At 62.5% G+C, this 17,304-nt stretch carries 20 protein-coding genes and 1 tRNA gene; 14 read left to right on the top strand and 7 right to left on the bottom strand.

Features of this window, described 5'->3' with window-relative positions:
* The first annotated feature begins 167 nt into the window (after positions 1 to 167).
* The 6 genes from alaC (at position 168) to PC358_RS16640 (ending at position 5,078) form a co-directional block, all read left to right on the top strand.
* Positions 168 to 1,376 carry an alanine transaminase gene (alaC, locus tag PC358_RS16665; RefSeq protein WP_033701220.1) on the top strand — a complete coding sequence of 403 codons (1,209 nt, stop codon included), beginning with the start codon at positions 168 to 170 and terminating at the stop codon, positions 1,374 to 1,376.
* 113 nt (positions 1,377 to 1,489) lie between these two features.
* Positions 1,490 to 2,617, top strand: a complete 1,128-nt coding sequence (locus PC358_RS16660; protein WP_033701219.1) for a hypothetical protein — start codon at positions 1,490 to 1,492, stop codon at positions 2,615 to 2,617.
* A 170-nt stretch (positions 2,618 to 2,787) separates the two neighbouring features.
* Positions 2,788 to 3,171, top strand: coding sequence for a YkgJ family cysteine cluster protein (locus PC358_RS16655; protein WP_033701218.1), 384 nt, complete (start codon positions 2,788 to 2,790; stop codon positions 3,169 to 3,171).
* A gap of 263 nt (positions 3,172 to 3,434) precedes the next feature.
* Entirely contained in the window at positions 3,435 to 3,998 is a 564-nt protein-coding gene (locus PC358_RS16650; protein ID WP_027595514.1) for a GNAT family N-acetyltransferase, read from the top strand.
* Between the two features lie 136 nt (positions 3,999 to 4,134).
* A complete protein-coding gene (locus tag PC358_RS16645) occupies positions 4,135 to 4,674 on the top strand; it encodes a hypothetical protein (protein ID WP_033701217.1) in 540 nt (179 codons plus the stop codon).
* A 20-nt stretch (positions 4,675 to 4,694) separates the two neighbouring features.
* Positions 4,695 to 5,078 (top strand): lysozyme inhibitor LprI family protein, encoded by a 384-nt coding sequence (locus PC358_RS16640; protein ID WP_033701215.1) that lies wholly within the window; start codon positions 4,695 to 4,697, stop codon positions 5,076 to 5,078.
* Positions 5,079 to 5,183: 105 nt separating this feature from the next.
* On the opposite strand, the gene mnmH is transcribed toward PC358_RS16640, so the two are convergent.
* Both mnmH and selD read right to left on the bottom strand, forming a co-directional pair.
* Positions 5,184 to 6,281, bottom strand: coding sequence for a tRNA 2-selenouridine(34) synthase MnmH (mnmH, locus tag PC358_RS16635; protein ID WP_033701214.1), 1,098 nt, complete (start codon positions 6,279 to 6,281; stop codon positions 5,184 to 5,186).
* Positions 6,281 to 7,315, bottom strand: a complete 1,035-nt coding sequence (gene selD, locus PC358_RS16630) for a selenide, water dikinase SelD (RefSeq protein WP_033701212.1) — start codon at positions 7,313 to 7,315, stop codon at positions 6,281 to 6,283. The genes mnmH and selD overlap by 1 nt, the downstream gene beginning before the upstream one ends.
* Before the next feature lie 127 nt (positions 7,316 to 7,442).
* Here selD and PC358_RS16625 point away from each other — a divergent pair, with 127 nt between their 5' ends.
* The 4 genes from PC358_RS16625 to phnE are packed head-to-tail and all read left to right on the top strand — an operon-like array spanning position 7,443 to position 10,682.
* Complete coding sequence (locus PC358_RS16625) at positions 7,443 to 8,297, top strand: putative selenate ABC transporter substrate-binding protein (RefSeq protein WP_033701211.1); 855 nt, start codon at positions 7,443 to 7,445, stop codon at positions 8,295 to 8,297.
* The gene (locus PC358_RS16620; RefSeq protein WP_033701210.1) at positions 8,294 to 9,097 is read left to right on the top strand and encodes a phosphonate ABC transporter ATP-binding protein; all 804 of its coding nucleotides are present in this window, start codon (positions 8,294 to 8,296) and stop codon (positions 9,095 to 9,097) included. The genes PC358_RS16625 and PC358_RS16620 overlap by 4 nt, the downstream gene beginning before the upstream one ends.
* Positions 9,091 to 9,918, top strand: coding sequence for a PhnE/PtxC family ABC transporter permease (locus tag PC358_RS16615; protein ID WP_033701209.1), 828 nt, complete (start codon positions 9,091 to 9,093; stop codon positions 9,916 to 9,918). The genes PC358_RS16620 and PC358_RS16615 overlap by 7 nt, the downstream gene beginning before the upstream one ends.
* Positions 9,915 to 10,682: a phosphonate ABC transporter, permease protein PhnE gene (gene phnE / locus PC358_RS16610; protein ID WP_033701208.1), complete on the top strand. Its 768-nt coding sequence runs from the start codon at positions 9,915 to 9,917 to the stop codon at positions 10,680 to 10,682. The genes PC358_RS16615 and phnE overlap by 4 nt, the downstream gene beginning before the upstream one ends.
* A gap of 29 nt (positions 10,683 to 10,711) precedes the next feature.
* Here phnE and PC358_RS16605 read toward each other — a convergent pair whose 3' ends face one another.
* The 3 genes from PC358_RS16605 to PC358_RS16595 all read right to left on the bottom strand — a co-directional run bounded on the left by PC358_RS16605 (position 10,712) and on the right by PC358_RS16595 (position 12,915).
* Complete coding sequence (locus tag PC358_RS16605; RefSeq protein ID WP_033701207.1) at positions 10,712 to 11,602, bottom strand: bestrophin family protein; 891 nt, start codon at positions 11,600 to 11,602, stop codon at positions 10,712 to 10,714.
* Positions 11,603 to 11,699: 97 nt separating this feature from the next.
* Positions 11,700 to 12,179, bottom strand: coding sequence for a GNAT family N-acetyltransferase (locus tag PC358_RS16600; RefSeq protein ID WP_033701206.1), 480 nt, complete (start codon positions 12,177 to 12,179; stop codon positions 11,700 to 11,702).
* Between the two features lie 88 nt (positions 12,180 to 12,267).
* Positions 12,268 to 12,915 carry a trypsin-like peptidase domain-containing protein gene (locus PC358_RS16595; RefSeq protein WP_033701525.1) on the bottom strand — a complete coding sequence of 216 codons (648 nt, stop codon included), beginning with the start codon at positions 12,913 to 12,915 and terminating at the stop codon, positions 12,268 to 12,270.
* 483 nt (positions 12,916 to 13,398) lie between these two features.
* Between PC358_RS16595 and PC358_RS16590 the strand changes: the two genes are divergently transcribed.
* A complete protein-coding gene (locus PC358_RS16590; protein ID WP_033701203.1) occupies positions 13,399 to 13,821 on the top strand; it encodes a bleomycin resistance protein in 423 nt (140 codons plus the stop codon).
* Positions 13,822 to 13,914: 93 nt separating this feature from the next.
* Here the strand turns inward: PC358_RS16590 and PC358_RS16585 are convergent, their stop codons facing one another.
* Together PC358_RS16585 and PC358_RS16580 are read right to left on the bottom strand one after the other, a co-directional pair.
* On the bottom strand, positions 13,915 to 14,331 hold the full coding sequence (locus tag PC358_RS16585) for a hypothetical protein (RefSeq protein ID WP_033701202.1): 417 nt from the start codon (positions 14,329 to 14,331) through the stop codon (positions 13,915 to 13,917).
* 194 nt (positions 14,332 to 14,525) lie between these two features.
* A tRNA-Leu gene (locus PC358_RS16580) sits at positions 14,526 to 14,610 on the bottom strand.
* Between the two features lie 107 nt (positions 14,611 to 14,717).
* Here PC358_RS16580 and queA point away from each other — a divergent pair.
* The 3 genes from queA to yajC are packed head-to-tail and all read left to right on the top strand — an operon-like array spanning position 14,718 to position 17,275.
* A complete protein-coding gene (gene queA / locus PC358_RS16575; protein WP_033701201.1) occupies positions 14,718 to 15,767 on the top strand; it encodes a tRNA preQ1(34) S-adenosylmethionine ribosyltransferase-isomerase QueA in 1,050 nt (349 codons plus the stop codon).
* Positions 15,768 to 15,781: 14 nt separating this feature from the next.
* Positions 15,782 to 16,897 carry a tRNA guanosine(34) transglycosylase Tgt gene (gene tgt, locus PC358_RS16570; protein ID WP_077068621.1) on the top strand — a complete coding sequence of 372 codons (1,116 nt, stop codon included), beginning with the start codon at positions 15,782 to 15,784 and terminating at the stop codon, positions 16,895 to 16,897.
* A gap of 42 nt (positions 16,898 to 16,939) precedes the next feature.
* On the top strand, positions 16,940 to 17,275 hold the full coding sequence (yajC, locus tag PC358_RS16565; RefSeq protein WP_027595530.1) for a preprotein translocase subunit YajC: 336 nt from the start codon (positions 16,940 to 16,942) through the stop codon (positions 17,273 to 17,275).
* Positions 17,276 to 17,304: the final 29 nt, after the last annotated feature.

Genomic DNA, 17,304 nt, shown 5'->3' with positions numbered 1-17,304 from the left:
TGAAAACATAAAATTCTAATTTTCAAAAAATACATCTGAAAAAATATAATAAAACAGGAAATTGTCCTTTACAGGTATCCTGTTTCGGCACTATCTTCTGATCCAGGCCGCTATATCGGCCAACGTCGCTCGGACGGTTCCGGGCGCTTACGTCTGCAGAGGAAACCATGGCCAACCCAGGTTTGCCGCGCCGCTTCGCGCGCATCGATCGTCTCCCCCCTTACGTCTTCAACATCACTGCCGAGCTCAAGATGGCCGCCCGCCGCCGTGGCGAAGACATCATCGACCTGAGCATGGGCAACCCCGATGGCGCCACCCCGCCGCACATCGTCGAGAAGCTGGTGCAGGTCGCCCAGCGCGAAGACACCCACGGCTACTCCACCTCCCGCGGCATCCCACGCCTGCGTCGGGCCATCTCCAATTGGTACAAGGAGCGCTACGAGGTCGACATCGACCCGGAAAGCGAAGCCATCGTCACCATCGGCTCCAAGGAAGGCCTGGCCCACCTGATGCTCGCCACCCTCGACCAGGGCGACACAGTGCTGGTACCCAACCCCAGCTACCCGATCCATATCTATGGTGCAGTGATAGCCGGTGCCCAGGTGCGCTCGGTGCCACTGGTGCCGGGTGTGGATTTTTTCAATGAGCTCGAACGGGCCATTCGCGAATCCATCCCCAAGCCGAAGATGATGATCCTCGGCTTCCCGTCCAACCCCACCGCGCAGTGCGTCGAGCTGGACTTCTTCGAGCGGGTGGTGGCCCTGGCCAAGCAGTATGACGTGCTGGTGGTGCATGACCTGGCCTACGCCGATATCGTCTACGACGGCTGGAAAGCCCCGTCGATCATGCAGGTGCCCGGGGCCAAGGACATCGCGGTGGAATTCTTCACCTTGTCCAAGAGCTACAACATGGCCGGCTGGCGTATCGGCTTCATGGTGGGCAACCCAGAGCTGGTCAATGCCCTGGCACGCATCAAGAGCTACCACGACTACGGCACCTTCACACCCTTGCAGGTGGCCGCCATCGCCGCGCTGGAAGGTGACCAACAGTGCGTGCGGGACATCGCCGAGCAGTACCGTCAGCGCCGTAACCTGCTGGTGAAGGGCTTGCACGAGCTGGGTTGGATGGTCGAGAACCCCAAGGCGTCGATGTACGTCTGGGCGAAGATTCCGCCGGAGTATGCGCACCTGGGCTCGCTGGAGTTTTCCAAGAAGCTGCTGGCCGAGGCCAAGGTCTGCGTGTCGCCAGGTATCGGCTTTGGTGATTACGGTGACGACCACGTGCGCTTTGCTCTGATCGAGAACCAGGACCGTATTCGCCAGGCGATCCGCGGTATCCGCCAGATGTTCAGGGCCGATGGCCTGACCCACAAGTAAACCGCGCGGGGCCGCAACGCGGCCCCCATCGGGTAGTAGGTTGGCCTTCCGTCTGCCTGCCCGTTATGCACGCCAATACCTTCAGCACTCATTCTTCCTGTTCAGGTATTCAAATGAGTGTGTTCACAGCCTATTTCTGCGGTACCGCTTCCAACCGTTTCGATGATGCAAACCCCAATTTCTGGAACGGTGAACTGGTCTCGACGTTGGCCAGCAACGATAAAGGGTTCGAGTTCGCTCATTGGATTGCAGTCGATGGGCCTGGTAGCGGCAACCTTCAGGACGACAACCTGTTCGTCGAGCCAGGCGGCTACTTCAACTGGAGTGGCCAGTTGTTCGGTCGCGGTTGGGACGAAAACGTGAACCATGTGCTGCAAGTCATCAAGGGCGAAAGTAACTGGCAGCGCACCAAGCTTAGCGAGGAAGCATACACAAAGCTCAAAGACGCGGGCGTACCGATCCCGGATGCGTCCGCAAAGGCATCCTGGTTCTGGCGAACCTACGACTATGGCGACCGCCACCCAACCCCGCAGGAATTGCAGGAGCGGATCATCAGCATGTTCCGCAAGCCGCGCCTGCCCACCCAGGTCAACCTGGTGGGCTGGAGCCGGGGTGGTATCAGTTGCCATATGCTGGCCAATGCGATGGCGCAAGACCCGGTGCTGCGAGATATCCCGGTCAACATTTTTGCCATCGACCCGGTGCCAGGCATTGGCAACATCCAGACGCAACGGGTGAAACTGGCGGGCAATGTCAGAGAGTACGTCGGTTTCTATTCGCGGGATGAGCGCTCCAAAGGTTTTGCCTGCGTGATCCCCTCTGTAGAGAGCGGCACGCACATGTGCATTTATCCGATGCCGGGCCGGCATGCCACCTTGGTCGGCAATGCGTCGGCCAATGGCGCGGGCGACGGCAAAGTGCTGACTGAGCCCGGTTTGATCGTGCGGCATTTCGCCGAAGTCTGCCTGACCCGTTGGGGTGTCGATTTGGACAGGCGACTGGCGCTGAATGACGACCAGTTGATGCGGCATCACCTGGCCATGGCCACTGCCGATGAGCAATACCAGGCCATGCGTAGCGAGTCGTATACCGTCTTCACCGAAGGCAGCAAGGACGACCGGCTGGTGCACTGCGGCGAAGCCCAGGCGCACTTCAGCCAAGTGAGCGGCGAAAGCTATGACCCAGGCGAAGGCCTTGGCTTGCAACACTGGGATGCCAGCACTTACAAGGCCCTGCGATAGGTCAGGCGGGCGGCCATCCAGTGGGCTGGCCGCCTGTTTTTCGGGCTTCGGGCTGCCCGGATCAGCGGCGATTTTTTTTGCATTGCCCCTCTATCCAGCCGGCCCCGGTTGGATTGAAAATGGCGCTGCGGGCCCAGCCCCGATAACAACAACCTTCCCTCCGTGGCCTCATGTCCGAATATAACCCTTGCCTTGACTGCGGCGCCTGCTGCGGGTACTTCCGTGTGTCCTTCTTCTGGGGCGAATGCCAGTCTGCCGGGGGCGTTGTGCCTGACGACCTGGTGGTGCAGATCAACCCCACCCGGGTCGCCATGATCGGCACCGATGCCAAGCCTTGCCGCTGCGTGAGCCTTGCGGGCGAGATCGGCAAAGAGGTGGCGTGTACCATTTACGCCAACCGCTCGAGCCCTTGCCGAGAGTTTGAAGCGTCGTGGGAGGGTGGGGTGCATAACCCCAGCTGCGACGATGCTCGCGCGGCCTATGGGCTACCGCCGCTGACCCCGCCAGGGGCTAACGAGCCACATTGGCCGGATGACGGGGCTGAGGTAGCTTGAGGTTACTGAGTGGCCTGTACCCGCGAGAGGGTCATCCTGAATGGCCTGTCGGGGCGCGAGTAATGGCTGAAAGGTGCATGACGCAAGGGCTGCAGCGCTCTTGAGATCGAGCGCCGCCCGCGCGGCGCGGGCGGCGCTCGATTTGCGCCCCACCGCAAGCCCCCCAAATGATCCCCAAAACACTATAAAAACCCAAGGCATCCCCCAGCCGCCCCGCTTGACGTTAAACTGTCATCTCCCCAGCAATGGACAGGAGATCCGGCGTGACCCCACCCCGCAGTTTCCCCAGTGACCTCTGCCTCGACAGCCCCCGCCTGCAATTGCGCCCGATGCGCCATGGCGATGCCGCGCAATGGCTGGCGATCATGGCCGACCCCGAGGTCATGCGTTATTGGCATCATGCACCCTGGCAAGACCTTGCCGAGGCTGAAAGCGCACTGGCCGCTGACCGCGAAGCCTATGCCAATGGCGACCAGCTCAAGCTAGGCATGTACCGCCGTGACAACGGCGAACTGATCGGCATGGTCCAACTGTTCAATATCGACGACGTTTCCCGCCGTGGCGAAATCGGCTACTGCCTGGCCAGCGCCGTGCAGGGCAGGGGCTACATGGACGAGGCATTGACCTGCTTCATCGACTACCTTGCCCATACCCTGCACATGCGCCGCCTTGAGGGCGAAATCGACCCGCGCAACCAGGGTTCGGCACGCACGCTGGAGCGTCAAGGCTTCGTGCTCGAAGGCACCTTGCGGGCGCGTTGGTGCGTGGCCGGCGAGCTGTCCGACTCGGGTATCTACGGTTTGCTGTTGGAGCCACCTGTTGCTTGATGTTGTAGCGAGCATCAACGCCCGCCGAGTATCACACCACCGTAGTTGGCCTTTCGCGGCACCTACTTAGATCTGGAAGCGGGGCAGGGCCTGGGTTATGGTCGCAGCCTGTCCCGTTTTCCCCCAGGTGTGCCCCTTGCCCGTTTTCTACCTGAGCATCAGCCTGCTTTTGTACTTGCTCGCGCTTTTTTTCGATGGCGCGCTGATGAGTGGCGGCCGCCACATGCCGGCCTTGCAGATGTTGCTGTATGGGCCCTGGGGCATGCCGTTCGGGTTGTACCAGTGGTTTGCCAACCCGTTGTTGGCGGTGGCAATTCTTGCCCACCAGCGGTTCCGTCGGATGGCGTTGGGGTGCGGGCTGGCCGCGCTGTATCTGGCCGCCAGCAGCTTTGGCATCGACCGCCTGCCAGACAGCCAGAGCTACGACTTCAATGCACGCACCGGCTTTGGTGCGGGCTTTTATCTGTGGCTTGCGGCGATCGTAGTGTTCTGCGCGGGCCAGGCCTGGCATTGCTGGAAGGCCCGCAGCGCAGCCGACATGCCTGGCTGGCGCTGGCTTGATGTGGCCTTGATTGCTGCGCTGGGGGTGGCGTTGTATGCCGCCACGCAGATGCCGTCGTTGCGTTTCGAGCCGGGCAAGGTGCTGATGCCGCCGGAGCAACCGCAGTCATTTTGATACTCACAAGGAGGGTTTGCATGATCAAGCATTACCTGGCAGGCCTGGCACTGGCCTGCGTGCTGCCGCTGGCTGTGGCGGACGACTATACGCCGGCCTATGGGCAGTGCATGGACAAGGCTTCAAGCACCCTGGCCATGAGCGAGTGCATCAACGCCGAGACCCACGTGCAGGACCAGCGCCTGAACCGGGTGTACAAGCAACTGATGGGCAAGCTGGATGCCGGGCAGCAGAAGACCCTTCGGGATGTACAGCGCAAGTGGATGGCTTACCGTGATGGCAACTGTATGTTCCATGTGCAGGCCAGTGGCGGAACCATGGCACAGCTGGAAGGCGGCACGTGCGTGATGGACATGACCCGTGACCGGGCGGCGGAGCTTGAGCGGGTGTTGGGGCCCGTGTAGGAGCGGCCTTGCGTCGCGAAAGGGTCGCGTAGCGGCCCCAAAATATTCGCGGCGAAGCTGAAATCTGGGGCCGCTACGCAGCCCTTTCGCGACGCAAGGCCGCTCCTACGACGAGCGGGCCTTGAGGTATTCGCGCACCTCTACAGCGTCCCCGGCAAACTCGATACGCTCGGCCTTGGCATCGCGCTGATAGGCATACATCGGGTCGTAATACTCCGTCAGCAACCCTTCGATCCAACCCCTGTGCAAATCCACCGAGCCACAGCGCAGTTGCTCGTCCAGCGCTTCACGCATGACCGCCGACAACCGCTGGAATCGCTCACCGCCCAGGCGCTTGTGGATATTGGCCAGGCTCTGCAGCATGCGCTCGGCGAACAGCCGCCGCCCCAGCTCTTCGCCGTGCAGCGCGACGAATTCGGCGCTCAGGTTGACCACGTAGTCGCGCAGGATACGTTCGACACGGTTCTCGAAGCTGTCCTCCAGCCACACCAACGGGTACTGCTGCATGCCTTGGTACAACGCCAGCGGCACCGTGCAACTGCCGACGATACGGCCTTCATCTTCGAGCACGAACTGCTCGATGCCGCGTGCGCGCTTTTTCAGCACATCGACGGCCAGCTTATTTTCGAAGTCGATCTGCGCAGGTTGCGCCGTGGCGCGTTTGCCAAAGCTGGAACCGCGGTGGTTGGCGTGGCCTTCAAGGTCGAGCACGTTGCTCAGTTGCTGCAACACATCGGTCTTGCCGGTGCCGGTAAGGCCACCCAGCAGGACGAAATCGCAGTGCTCCACGGCGTCCTGGGTGGTATCGAGGAGGAAGGTGCGCATGGCCTTGTAGCCGCCCTTGACGCGGGGGTAGTCGATACCCGCTTCATCACGCAGCCACTGCTGGACAATCTGCGAGCGCAGGCCACCGCGCGCGCAATACAGATAGCCGTCAGGGTGGGCCCGGGCAAAGCTGGCCCAGGCGTGCAGGCGCTCACGCTTGGTCGTGCCTCTGACCAGTTGGTGGCCGAGGGTGATGGCGGCGGCCTGGCCCTGCAGCTTGAAACAGGTGCCGACCTTCTGCCGCTCCAGATCGTTCATCAAGGGCAGGTTGACGACACCCGGGAAGGCACCTTTGGCGAATTCGACGGGCGCGCGCATGTCCATCATCGGCACGTCGTTCAAGAACAGCTGGCGGTAGTCGGTGCAGTCGGGGCGCATCAAAGCACCTCGACTGCATGGCCCTGTCGCTCGACCAGGGTGCCGATGGGGGCCAGTGCCAGGCCCAGTTCGGCGGCCACAGCCAGAAACTGCGCTTCACCCTCAGGGCTGACCGCCACCAGCAGGCCACCGCTGGTCTGCGGGTCGCACAGCAGGTGCTTTTGCTCATCGCTCAAGGCGCCGATCTTGTGGCCATAGCTGTCGTAGTTGCGCAGCGTGCCGCCTGGGATGCAGCCCTCGTCCAGGTAATGCTCGACGCTCGGCAGGCGGGGGACTGCAGCGAAGTTCAGCTGGGCGGTGAGGCGGCTGCCTTCAGCCAGTTCTACCAGGTGGCCCAGGAGGCCGAAGCCGGTGACGTCGGTCATCGCCATGACACCGTCGAGCTTGCCGAAGCGGCTGCCGGGGGTGTTGAGGGTACACATCCAGTCGCGTGCCAGGCCCTGGTCCTGTTCACGCAACTTGGCCTGTTTCTCGGCGGTGGTGAGGATGCCGATGCCCAGCGGCTTGGTCAGGTACAGCTGGCAGCCTGCAGTGGCGGTGTCGTTGCGCTTGAGGTGGCGCTTGCTGACCACGCCGGTGACGGCCAGGCCGAAGATCGGCTCCGGGGCATCGATGGAGTGGCCGCCTGCCAGCGGGATGCCGGCTTCGGCACACACCGCACGCCCGCCGCGAATCACTTCGCGGGCGACCTCCGGCGGCAGTACGTTGACCGGCCAGCCGAGGATGGCGATGGCCATCAACGGGTCGCCGCCCATGGCGTAGATGTCGCTGATGGCGTTGGTGGCGGCGATACGGCCGAAGTCGTAGGGGTCATCGACGATCGGCATGAAGAAGTCGGTGGTCGAGACCACGCCGCGTTCCTCGTCCAGGGCATACACGGCGGCATCATCGCGTGAAGCATTGCCAACCCAGAGCTTGGGGTCCAGGGCCTGGGCGCCGCTTTCGGCCAGGATCACGTCCAGCACCTTGGGGGAGATCTTGCAGCCACAACCGGCACCGTGGCTGTACTGGGTCAGGCGGATTGGCTCGCTCATACGTTCCTCAGCAGATCAAATTGTTGCGCGATTGTAGCAAAGCTGGTCATTGCGCCGTGGCCCCTTATACTTTGCACGGACGGCGTGGCAGCCGCCCCTTACCCCGCCACTGTCCCGGAGAATGTCCATGCTCAAACCCCCTCTGGCGCTCGTCGCCGGCCTCGTGTTGTCCTGCTGTGCCGTTGTCGCCCAGGCCGCAGAAACGCTGCGGGTCAGTGCCATCCCCGACGAAGCACCCACTGAACTGCAACGCAAGTTCAAGCCGTTGGGGGAGTACCTGGCCCGTACGTTGGGCATGGAGGTGAAGTTCGTGCCAGTCTCCGACTACCCGGCGGTGGTCGAGTCGCTGGCCTCGGACCGCCTCGACCTGGCTTGGCTGGGCGGCTTCACCTTTGTCCAGGTGCACCTCAAAGACCCCAATGCCACGCCGTTGGTGCAGCGTGAGCAGGACGCGCAGTTCACGTCCAAGTTCATCACCGCCAACCCCAATGTGAAGAGCCTGGCCGACCTCAAGGGCAAGTCGTTCGCGTTCGGGTCGATATCGTCCACCTCGGGCAGCCTGATGCCGCGTTACTTCATGCTCAAAGAGGACAAGATAAAGCCTGAGGACTACTTCAGCCGTGTGGCTTACTCCGGTGCCCACGACGCCACTGCGGCCTGGGTGCAGGCGGGCAAGGTCGATGCTGGGGTGCTCAATGCCAGTGTCTGGCAGAAGCTGGTGGATGCCGGCAAGGTCGATACCAGCAAGGTCAAGGTGTTCGCCACCACGCCCACCTATTTCGACTACAACTGGACCGTACGCGGCAACATGGACCCGGCACTCAAAGCGAAAATCAAAAAGGCATTCCTCGACCTCGACCCGGCCAACCCCGAGCACAAGGCGATTCTCGACCTGCAGGCCGCCAGCCGTTTCATCGAGACCAAACCTGAGAACTACCTGGGTACCGAACAAGCCGCGCGTGAGGCCGGCCTGCTCAAGTGACGGCTATTCGTTTGCACGGTGCCAGCCTGCGCCACGGCCAGGTGCGTGCGCTTGAAGCGGTGAGCCTGAGCATCGAGCAGGGCGAGCGGGTTGCGATCATCGGCCCGTCAGGGGCGGGCAAGTCCAGCTTGCTGCACCTGATGGCCACCGCTATCCAGCCCAGTGACGGGCGGTTGGAGCTGTTCGGTGAACTGCCCTGGGCGCTGTCTGGCAGGGCGCGTCAGCGGTTGCGGGCGCGGGTTGGCTTGGTGCACCAGGCGCCGCCCTTGCCGCCGCGCCAACGGGTGGTCACGGCGGTGCTGGCGGGGCGGCTGGGGCAGTGGGGCACCTTGCGTGGCTTGCTCAACCTGTTGTACCCGACCGATGTAGCGGGCGTGCGCCAGGCGTTGGCAGAGTTGGGGCTGGCCGACAAGCTTTTCGTGCAGTGCGGGCAGCTGTCTGGCGGCCAGTTGCAACGGGTGGGCATCGCCCGGGTGTTGTATCAGCGGCCGGCACTGCTGCTGACCGACGAGCCTGTGTCGGCGATGGACCCGGTGCTGGCCGACCACAGCCTGGCATTGCTCAACCGTCACGCCCAGGCCAACGGCGTCACGCTGGTGGCCAGCCTGCACGCGGTAGAACTGGCATTGGCGCACTTCCCGCGGGTGATCGGTATCCGTGAGGGGCAGGTGGTGTTCGACAGCCCCGCCGCAGCCGTCAGCCCGCAGATGCTGGCGGCACTCTACGCCAACGAACAATTGGCGCCGCCGCCTACGCCGGGGCCTACGCCTGCGTTGACGGTACAGATCCCGCGATGCTGAAGGCCGATACCCGCGACCCAGCGGCGCTGCCACGGTTGCTGTTGACCCTGCTGGCCTTGGCGGTGTTATGGCCGGGGGTGCAGTTGAGCGAGCTGAACCCGGGTGTGCTGTGGCAGGCCGAGAACCGTCAGCAGATCGCCAGTTTCACCCAGGCGTTCTGGCCACCGGCGCATGATGCCGAGTTTTTGCTGCTGCTGTTCGAGGCCACGCTGCAGACCCTTGCCGTGGCCACGGCCGGCATGGCCCTGGCGCTGCTGCTGGCGGTGCCGGCCAGCCTGCTGGCCAGCCGCGCCTTGTCGTTGCGGGCGGCCTCGCGCGGCGGCCGGGCCGGGCTGTTGTCGCGGGTGCTGCGCATGCCGGTGCGCGGGCTACTGATCTTTCTGCGTAGCGTGCCGGAAATCGTCTGGGCCTTGCTGTTCGTGCGTGCCGTAGGGCTTGGGCCAACGGCCGGTGTGCTGGCCATCGCCATTACCTACAGCGGCATGCTCGGCAAGGTCTATGCGGAAATCTTCGAGTCGGTCGACCAGCGCCCGGCCCATGCGCTGTTGCAGGCGGGCAGTGGCCGGCTGATGGCTTTCTTCTACGGCATCTTGCCCAATGCCGTGTCGGAGGTGGTGTCCTACACCGTCTACCGCTGGGAGTGCGCGGTGCGGGCTTCGGTGGTGATGGGCTTTGTCGGTGCCGGCGGCCTGGGGCAGCAGATCGACCTGTCGATGCGCATGTTTGCCGGTGCGCAAGTGGCGAGCATGCTGCTGACATTCCTGTTGCTGGTGTCTTTTGCTGACATGCTCAGCCGCTTCCTGCGGGCGAGGCTGGCATGAACCGGGTGATCAACCTGCTGGTGCTCGGCGCGCTTGTGGCAGCGGTGGTGGCCTCGTTCGCTTACCTGGAGCTGGACCTCCAGGCGCTGGTAGGTGACGGCGGGTTGGGGCAGATGGCCGAATATGCGCGGCGCTTCCTGCAGCCAGACCTGTCCGCCGAGCATTTGCGCGCGGTGGGGCGTGGCGCCTTGGAGACCTTGGCCATGTCTGGCCTGGGTACCTTGCTGGCGGTGGTGCTGGGGATGCTGCTGGCGTTGCCGGCGGCGGGCCGGTTCGGCTGGCCGCTGCAGACTGCGGCGCGGGTGCTGCTCAATGCCTTGCGGGCCATCCCCGAGCTGGTCTGGGCGGCGCTCACCGTGCTGGCAGCAGGGCTTGGCCCGAATGCCGGCACCCTGGCCCTGGCGTTGCACACCGCCGGGGTGCTGGGCCGGTTGTTTGCCGAGGCCCTGGAGAACGCGCCGGCCGAGCCTGCGGCCGCCATTCGTTTGCAGGGTGGCAGCCAGGTTGCGGCGTTCTGCTTTGGCACTTTGCCCAACCTGTGGCCGCAGTTGTTGGCCTACAGCCTGTACCGCTGGGAGAACAACATCCGCATGGCCAGCGTGCTGGGGTTTGTTGGGGCGGGTGGCTTGGGGCAGATGCTCTATACCACCTTGAGCCTGTTCCAGGAGGCGCAGGCCAGCACGGTGATCCTGGCGATGCTGGTGCTGGTGTTGCTGGTGGATGCGTTGAGTGATGTGCTGCGCCAGCGCTATGTGCGCGCCTGATCGGGGCTGCAAAGAGGCCCCGACAGCCGTCAGGTCACCTGTTCCCCATGCTGCGCCTCCCGTTGCATCGACTCCAGGTTGCGCTCTATCGTCTCGCAGATGGTATCCATCTGGATCTGGTGCTCGCTGAACCGGAACGGGCTCTGCAGGTCGGTGCCGATGCGCTCGATGGCCAGCAGCATGAACCCCACCACCGTCGAGGCCAGCGGGGTAAACCAGCCCAGCGACTCGACCAGCCCCACCGGCACGATCAGGCAGAACAGCGTGATGAACAGCCGCGGAAAATACACATAAGGGTAGGGCAGCGGTGTGTTGGCAATCCGCTCCATTCCGCCCTGAGCATTGGACAGGTCCACCAGCGTCGACTCCAGCCTCGCCAGGCGGATGCTGTCCAGGCGCCCGGCCTGGTACTCCCGCGCCAGCAGGGCCGCCGAGCCGCTGAGGATGTCATTGGCGAAGTTGTTCGAGCGGTTGCGCCGCTCGAACTCCGCTGGGGGGATGAACGCCATCAGTTCATCCGGGCAACGCTCACCCTTGAGGTGCGCCGCCAGGCAGTTCACATAGGCGATATGGCGGCGCAGCAAGGTGGCCTTGGCCGGGTTCAGGCTATCGTCCGGGTCGTCGATCAGGGTCAGCGTCTGCCGGGCAAAGCTGCGCGAACTGTTGACCAGGGCACCCCACAACGTGCGCGCCTCCCACCAGCGGTTGTAGGCACTGCTGTTGCGAAAGCTCACCAGCACCACCAGCGCCGAACCCAGCAAGGTCAATGGAATCAGCGGCAGGGTGAACTTGCTGTTGAAGAACAGCATGAAGTCGATGGTGACCAGCACATCCCAGATCAGCAGCCAGAACAGCGACCAGCCGATGTAACCGATGGTCTTCACGACCAGGCGGTACTTGCGGGCGATGATCTCTTTCACACGGGGTACCTCGGAACGCGGGGGATGCAGGATCGGACGCCGAGTGAGGGTTATGGTTCGGTGTAGTCTCTCTTAGGGTGTTAACAGAAGTGTCGAGCTACCCAAGTATTTGCCTCATCTGCACCAACGCCACCCGCTTCCCATCCGGCGCCTGGCGCGCCTCGATGCCGAACGGCACAAAGCCCATCTGTGGATAAAGCAGCAACCCCGCCGTGTTGTGATTGAAGCACGACACCCAAACCTCCCGTGCCGCAAACTGCTTGCGGGCCAGCTCGACCATGGCGTTGACCAGGTAGCTGGCCACACCATGGCCGCGGGCCGCTGGGGCCACGACCACGTTGCCCAGGGCGCATACACCGCCGTGCTCGGCTTTGTAGAAGTTGGCGAAGGCCAGCACCATGCCGCCGCCTTCCACCACCGTGGACCCGTTGCGCTGGGCGATGGCGTCGGTCAGTTGCGCGGGCGTGAGCGGGTAGGTGGCCTTGGGGAACATGTAGAACAGTTCGTCCGGGCCTTGAGGGAAGCAGCAGATGGCGGGGATGTCATTGGGCTGTACAGGGCGGTGGCTGAGGTGCATGGCAGGTCCTTTTACAGGCGTGTGGCTGGCGCTCACAGCGTAGCACTGCGCATGGGGCGCGGGCCTGTCGGGAGCGCCTGGCCGCCGCTCAAGGTTTGGCGGCCACCGCCACAAACCCCTTGATCGCGGCAGGCGCATGCGGTTTGGCCTTGCGTGCCAGCAGGTACTGGAAGCGCCGCCATTCCTTGTCGATCTCGCTGTACGACATGAACACGCTGACGCGCTCTTTATCGGGGAGGTCCGGGCGAGCGCGCACGTCGATCTCGTTCTTGGGGATGAACGCGACATTGATACCCACCACCTGGCCGTCATCGGCGAACACCGGCCCGCCCGACATGCCCTTGACCATGGGGCCGTCGTGCAACGAGTAGAAGACACTGCCCGGGGTGCCTTCGAGGCGTACCAGTGATGGCATGGCATGGCCCTTGCCCTGTACGGGCATCATCAGGCTGTTGAAGCCGACGGCCGTCACCGACTCACCTGGCACGTATTGCCGCCAATGCGGTACCTCACGCGCCTTGTGCTTGAAGAACACGACATCACCGAGGCCCTCGTGGACCACGTTGCGCAGGAAGGGTGTGTGTTTTGCGGTCACTGCGTAGTCTTCGTTCCACTGGATGGCACTGGCCATCAGCAACATCGGCAACGGCGCACCTGAGGTGACCACGAAAGCCTGGCTGTAGACGGGATCGGAGACGTAGGACGTTGGCACTCCATTGCACCCACTGAGCAGCATCATTGCCGCCAGACAGGGCACGGTTGTTTTCATGTGTCACACAGTCATGGAAAAATGGGAGCGCAAATATGGCCAAGTGATATCACTCTGGCAATACTTTGTGCATATATCCGACGAGTAACATCTTAAGTAGGGGGGAGGAGGCTAGCCAATAGATTCGAGGCATGGCTGCTGCCCCGCTCGTCAGGCACGCGGCGTCAATTTGATGAGGGATCAAGGGCGCGATTTTCGTGTTACTCATCACTCGCGATGAGGGTGATGAGCTCCATTGAGCTCTATTGAGCTTGTCGGACAGTGAGAAGATGCAGTTTGAGCCCTTGTTGCAGGCTGAACTGGATACCCTGACACTGCATAACTGTGCCAGGTATCGGCTGGGCATGAGCCAGGTGCAAGCGTGGATCGAGGCCGGACGCCCACGTTGACGAGGCGTACGCAGGGCATTGGTCGCACGTGTTCATAGATCAAAACTGAAAGGAATCAAACATGCTGAAGCTCAATCCCCTGGTCCCCGAACTCATTGTTTCCGACCTCACACGAAGCCTTGCCTTCTACTGCGACATACTCGGCTTCAAGGTCGAGTACGAGCGGCCAGAAGATCATTTCGCTTTTCTTTCTTTCGGCGGCAGCCAACTTATGTTGGAACAGGACTGGCACAGTGAATCGCCTTGGCGGGTCGGGCCTCTTGAGCCGCCTTATGGGCGTGGTATCAACCTGTCCATCGAATGCCCGAACGCTTCAGCGCTGGTGTCGGCACTGGAGGCGGCCGGGTATCCCCTCAGAAACCCGGTTGAAGAGCACTGGTACCGCAGCGGTGAACTACTGTTTGGTCAGCGCAATTTTCTGCTGCTCGACCCGGATGGTTACTTGCTCCGTTTTGCAGAAGCTATCGGCAGCAAACCCTGCTAGCCGCACCTGTCAAAGCGACTACCCATTCGGGTTGATTGGATCATCGCTATCATCCAAGGCGCCATTCGATGTCCCGGTGTGTGCTGGCCATTTCTACGGATTGCCCAATTCGATCACGCTATAGGTGAACTCGTTGGCCTGCTTGGCCTTGCCGCGCGCAGACTCGGCAACCTGAACCCGGTCATCATCGTGGACCACCATTACCTGGCGAGCATTCAACGCTACAACGCCTTCCGGTTTGTTATCGAACCACAAGGGCGAGCCGTCGGGCCCGAGGAACGGTAGCGGTGTACCCGACCCGTCCGGTTCAAGCAGTGGCAGTGGCAATGCCCACAAATAGCCACCAATCTGGTCACCCTGCTCATGGCTGGTGGTGGCCAGCAGGCGCTTGTTGAAGGGGTCGTATTCCAGGCTGGAAAGGCTCAGCGGTCTGTCGTCGCCCTGCACGCGCGGTTCGAATTGATAGGCCAGTTCGAAGGCGCCACTGATCTCGGGCTCACCGGCCTGCACTGTGATCGGCGCCTGCAGGGTTCATTTTCATTTTGCGGCTCCTTGCACGAGAGATGAAGGCAAGGGCCAGCGTAGGGAAGGGTGCTGAGCCGGGGCAGAGGGCAGTTGTGCCAAGGGGCCGCGCGACGGTGCTTGAGGATTGCTAAACGCCAGGCACAAAAAAACCGACCATAAGGTCGGTTTTTTCTGGATTTTGGTGCCCCGAGGGAGACTCGAACTCCCACTCCTTTCGAAAACGGATTTTGAATCCGCCGCGTCTACCAATTCCGCCATCAGGGCTTGTGGCGCGCAGTATAGAGAGGTGCCTCGGGTCGGTCAATCGGGTTTCATGGTCAATTTTCACACATTGGGCTAAACTTCCCGGCCCTGCCGAACCGAACATCATCATGCGCGTCGCCGATTTTTCCTTCGAACTCCCCGATTCCCTGATCGCCCGCCACCCTCTGGCCGAGCGCCATGGTAGCCGTCTGCTGGTCCTCGATGGGCCGAGCGGCGCCTTGGTACATCAGCAATTCACCGATCTGCTCGACTATTTGCGCCCGGGCGACCTGATGGTATTCAACAATACCCGGGTTATCCCGGCGCGCTTGTTCGGCCAGAAAGCCTCCGGCGGCAAGCTGGAAGTGCTGGTCGAACGCGTGCTGGACAGCCACCGGGTATTGGCCCACGTGCGCTCCAGCAAGGCGCCCAAGGTGGGTGCTCAGATTCTCATCGATGGCGGTGGCGAGGCCGAAATGGTCGCGCGCCACGAAACGCTGTTCGAGCTGCGCTTCACCGAAGAGGTGCTGCCACTGCTCGAACGCGTCGGGCACATGCCGCTGCCGCCCTATATCGACCGCCCCGACGAGGGCGCCGACCGTGAGCGTTACCAGACCGTCTACGCCGAGCGTGCCGGTGCGGTCGCAGCGCCCACGGCCGGCCTGCACTTCGACCAGGCGCTGCTGGAGCAGATTGCCGCCAAGGGCGTGGAGCGGGCCTTCGTGACCCTGCACGTCGGCGCGGGCACCTTCCAGCCGGTGCGGGTCGACAAGATCGAAGACCATCACATGCATAAAGAGTGGCTCGAAGTGAGCCAGGATGTGGTGGATGCGGTTGAGGCCTGCCGTGCCCGCGGCGGGCGTGTGGTGGCCGTGGGCACCACCAGCGTGCGCTCGCTGGAAAGCGCGGCGCGCGACGGCGTGCTCAAGGCATTCAGCGGTGATACCGACATCTTCATTTACCCGGGCCGGCCATTCCATGTGGTCGATGCCCTGGTCACCAACTTCCACCTGCCGGAGTCCACGCTGCTGATGCTGGTCTCGGCCTTCGCCGGCTACCCCGAGACCATGGCCGCCTACGCGGCTGCGGTCGAGCAGGGGTACCGCTTCTTCAGTTACGGTGATGCCATGTTCATCACCCGCAATCCGGCGCCACGCGGGCCCGAGGATCAAGCATGAGTCGCACCTGTCGAATGTCCTTCGAACTGCTGGCCACCGACGGCAAGGCCCGTCGTGGTCGCATTACCTTCCCCCGAGGTACCGTGGAAACCCCGGCGTTCATGCCGGTAGGCACCTACGGCACGGTCAAAGGCATGCTGCCGCGCGACATCGAGGCCATCGGCGCCGAGATGATCCTGGGCAACACCTTCCACCTGTGGCTGCGCCCGGGCACCGAGGTGATCAAGAAGCACAACGGCCTGCACGACTTCATGCAGTGGAAAGGCCCGATCCTCACCGACTCCGGTGGCTTCCAGGTGTTTAGCCTGGGCGCCATGCGCAAGATCAAAGAGGAAGGCGTGACCTTCGCCTCGCCCGTCGACGGCTCCAAAGTGTTCATGGGCCCCGAAGAGTCGATGCAGGTCCAGCGTGACCTGGGCTCGGACGTGGTGATGATCTTCGACGAGTGCACCCCTTACCCGGCCGAGCACGACGTGGCACGAACCTCCATGGAGCTGTCGCTGCGCTGGGCCCAGCGCTCGAAAAACGCCCACGCCGACAACACAGCGGCGCTGTTCGGCATCGTCCAGGGCGGCATGTACCAGGACCTGCGCATGCGCTCGCTGGAAGGCCTGGAAAACATCGGCTTCGACGGCCTGGCCATCGGCGGCCTGTCGGTGGGCGAGCCCAAGCACGAGATGATCAAGGTGCTGGACTACCTGCCGGACCAGATGCCTGCTGACAAACCTCGTTACCTTATGGGGGTAGGCAAACCGGAAGATCTCGTTGAGGGTGTGCGCCGCGGCGTCGACATGTTCGACTGCGTGATGCCGACGCGTAACGCGCGCAACGGCCATCTGTTCGTCGATACCGGGGTGATCAAGATCCGCAATGCGTTCCATCGCCACGATGAGTCGCCGCTGGATCCGACCTGCGATTGCTATACCTGCACCAACTTCTCCCGCGCGTACCTCCACCACCTGGACAAATGCGGCGAAATGTTGAGCAGCATGCTGAATACCATCCACAACTTGCGCCATTACCAGCGCTTGATGGCCGGTTTACGCGAGGCTATTCAACAGGGTAAATTGGCCGCCTTTGTCGACGCCTTCTACGCCAAACGCGGGCTGCCTGTGCCGCCTTTGGGCTGATTGTCAGCACTTAAATATTAAAACTCAGTAATGGAGTGCCTCATGAGCTTTCTGATTCCCGCCGCTTACGCGGACGCAGCAGCACCTGCCGCCGGCCCAGCCGGTACCGGTTTCGAGTGGATCTTCCTGGTCGGCTTCCTGGTCATCTTCTACCTGATGATCTGGCGTCCACAGGCCAAGCGCGCCAAAGAGCAGAAGAACCTGCTGGGCAACTTGCAAAAAGGTGACGAAGTTGTCACCAACGGCGGCATCGCCGGCAAGATCGTCAAGGTCACCGATGATTTCGTGGTGCTGGAAGTTTCCGACACCGTCGAGCTGAAGTTCCAGAAGGGCGCCATCGCCGCGACCCTGCCAAAAGGTACGCTCAAGGCTATCTGAGTTACCGGTTTTATTTTTCCAGTCGGGGC

This window comes from Pseudomonas capeferrum (assembly GCF_000731675.1).
In the GTDB taxonomy this organism is placed as follows: Bacteria; Pseudomonadota; Gammaproteobacteria; order Pseudomonadales; family Pseudomonadaceae; genus Aquipseudomonas; species Aquipseudomonas capeferrum.
This window is presented reverse-complemented; position numbering and strand designations above follow the sequence as displayed.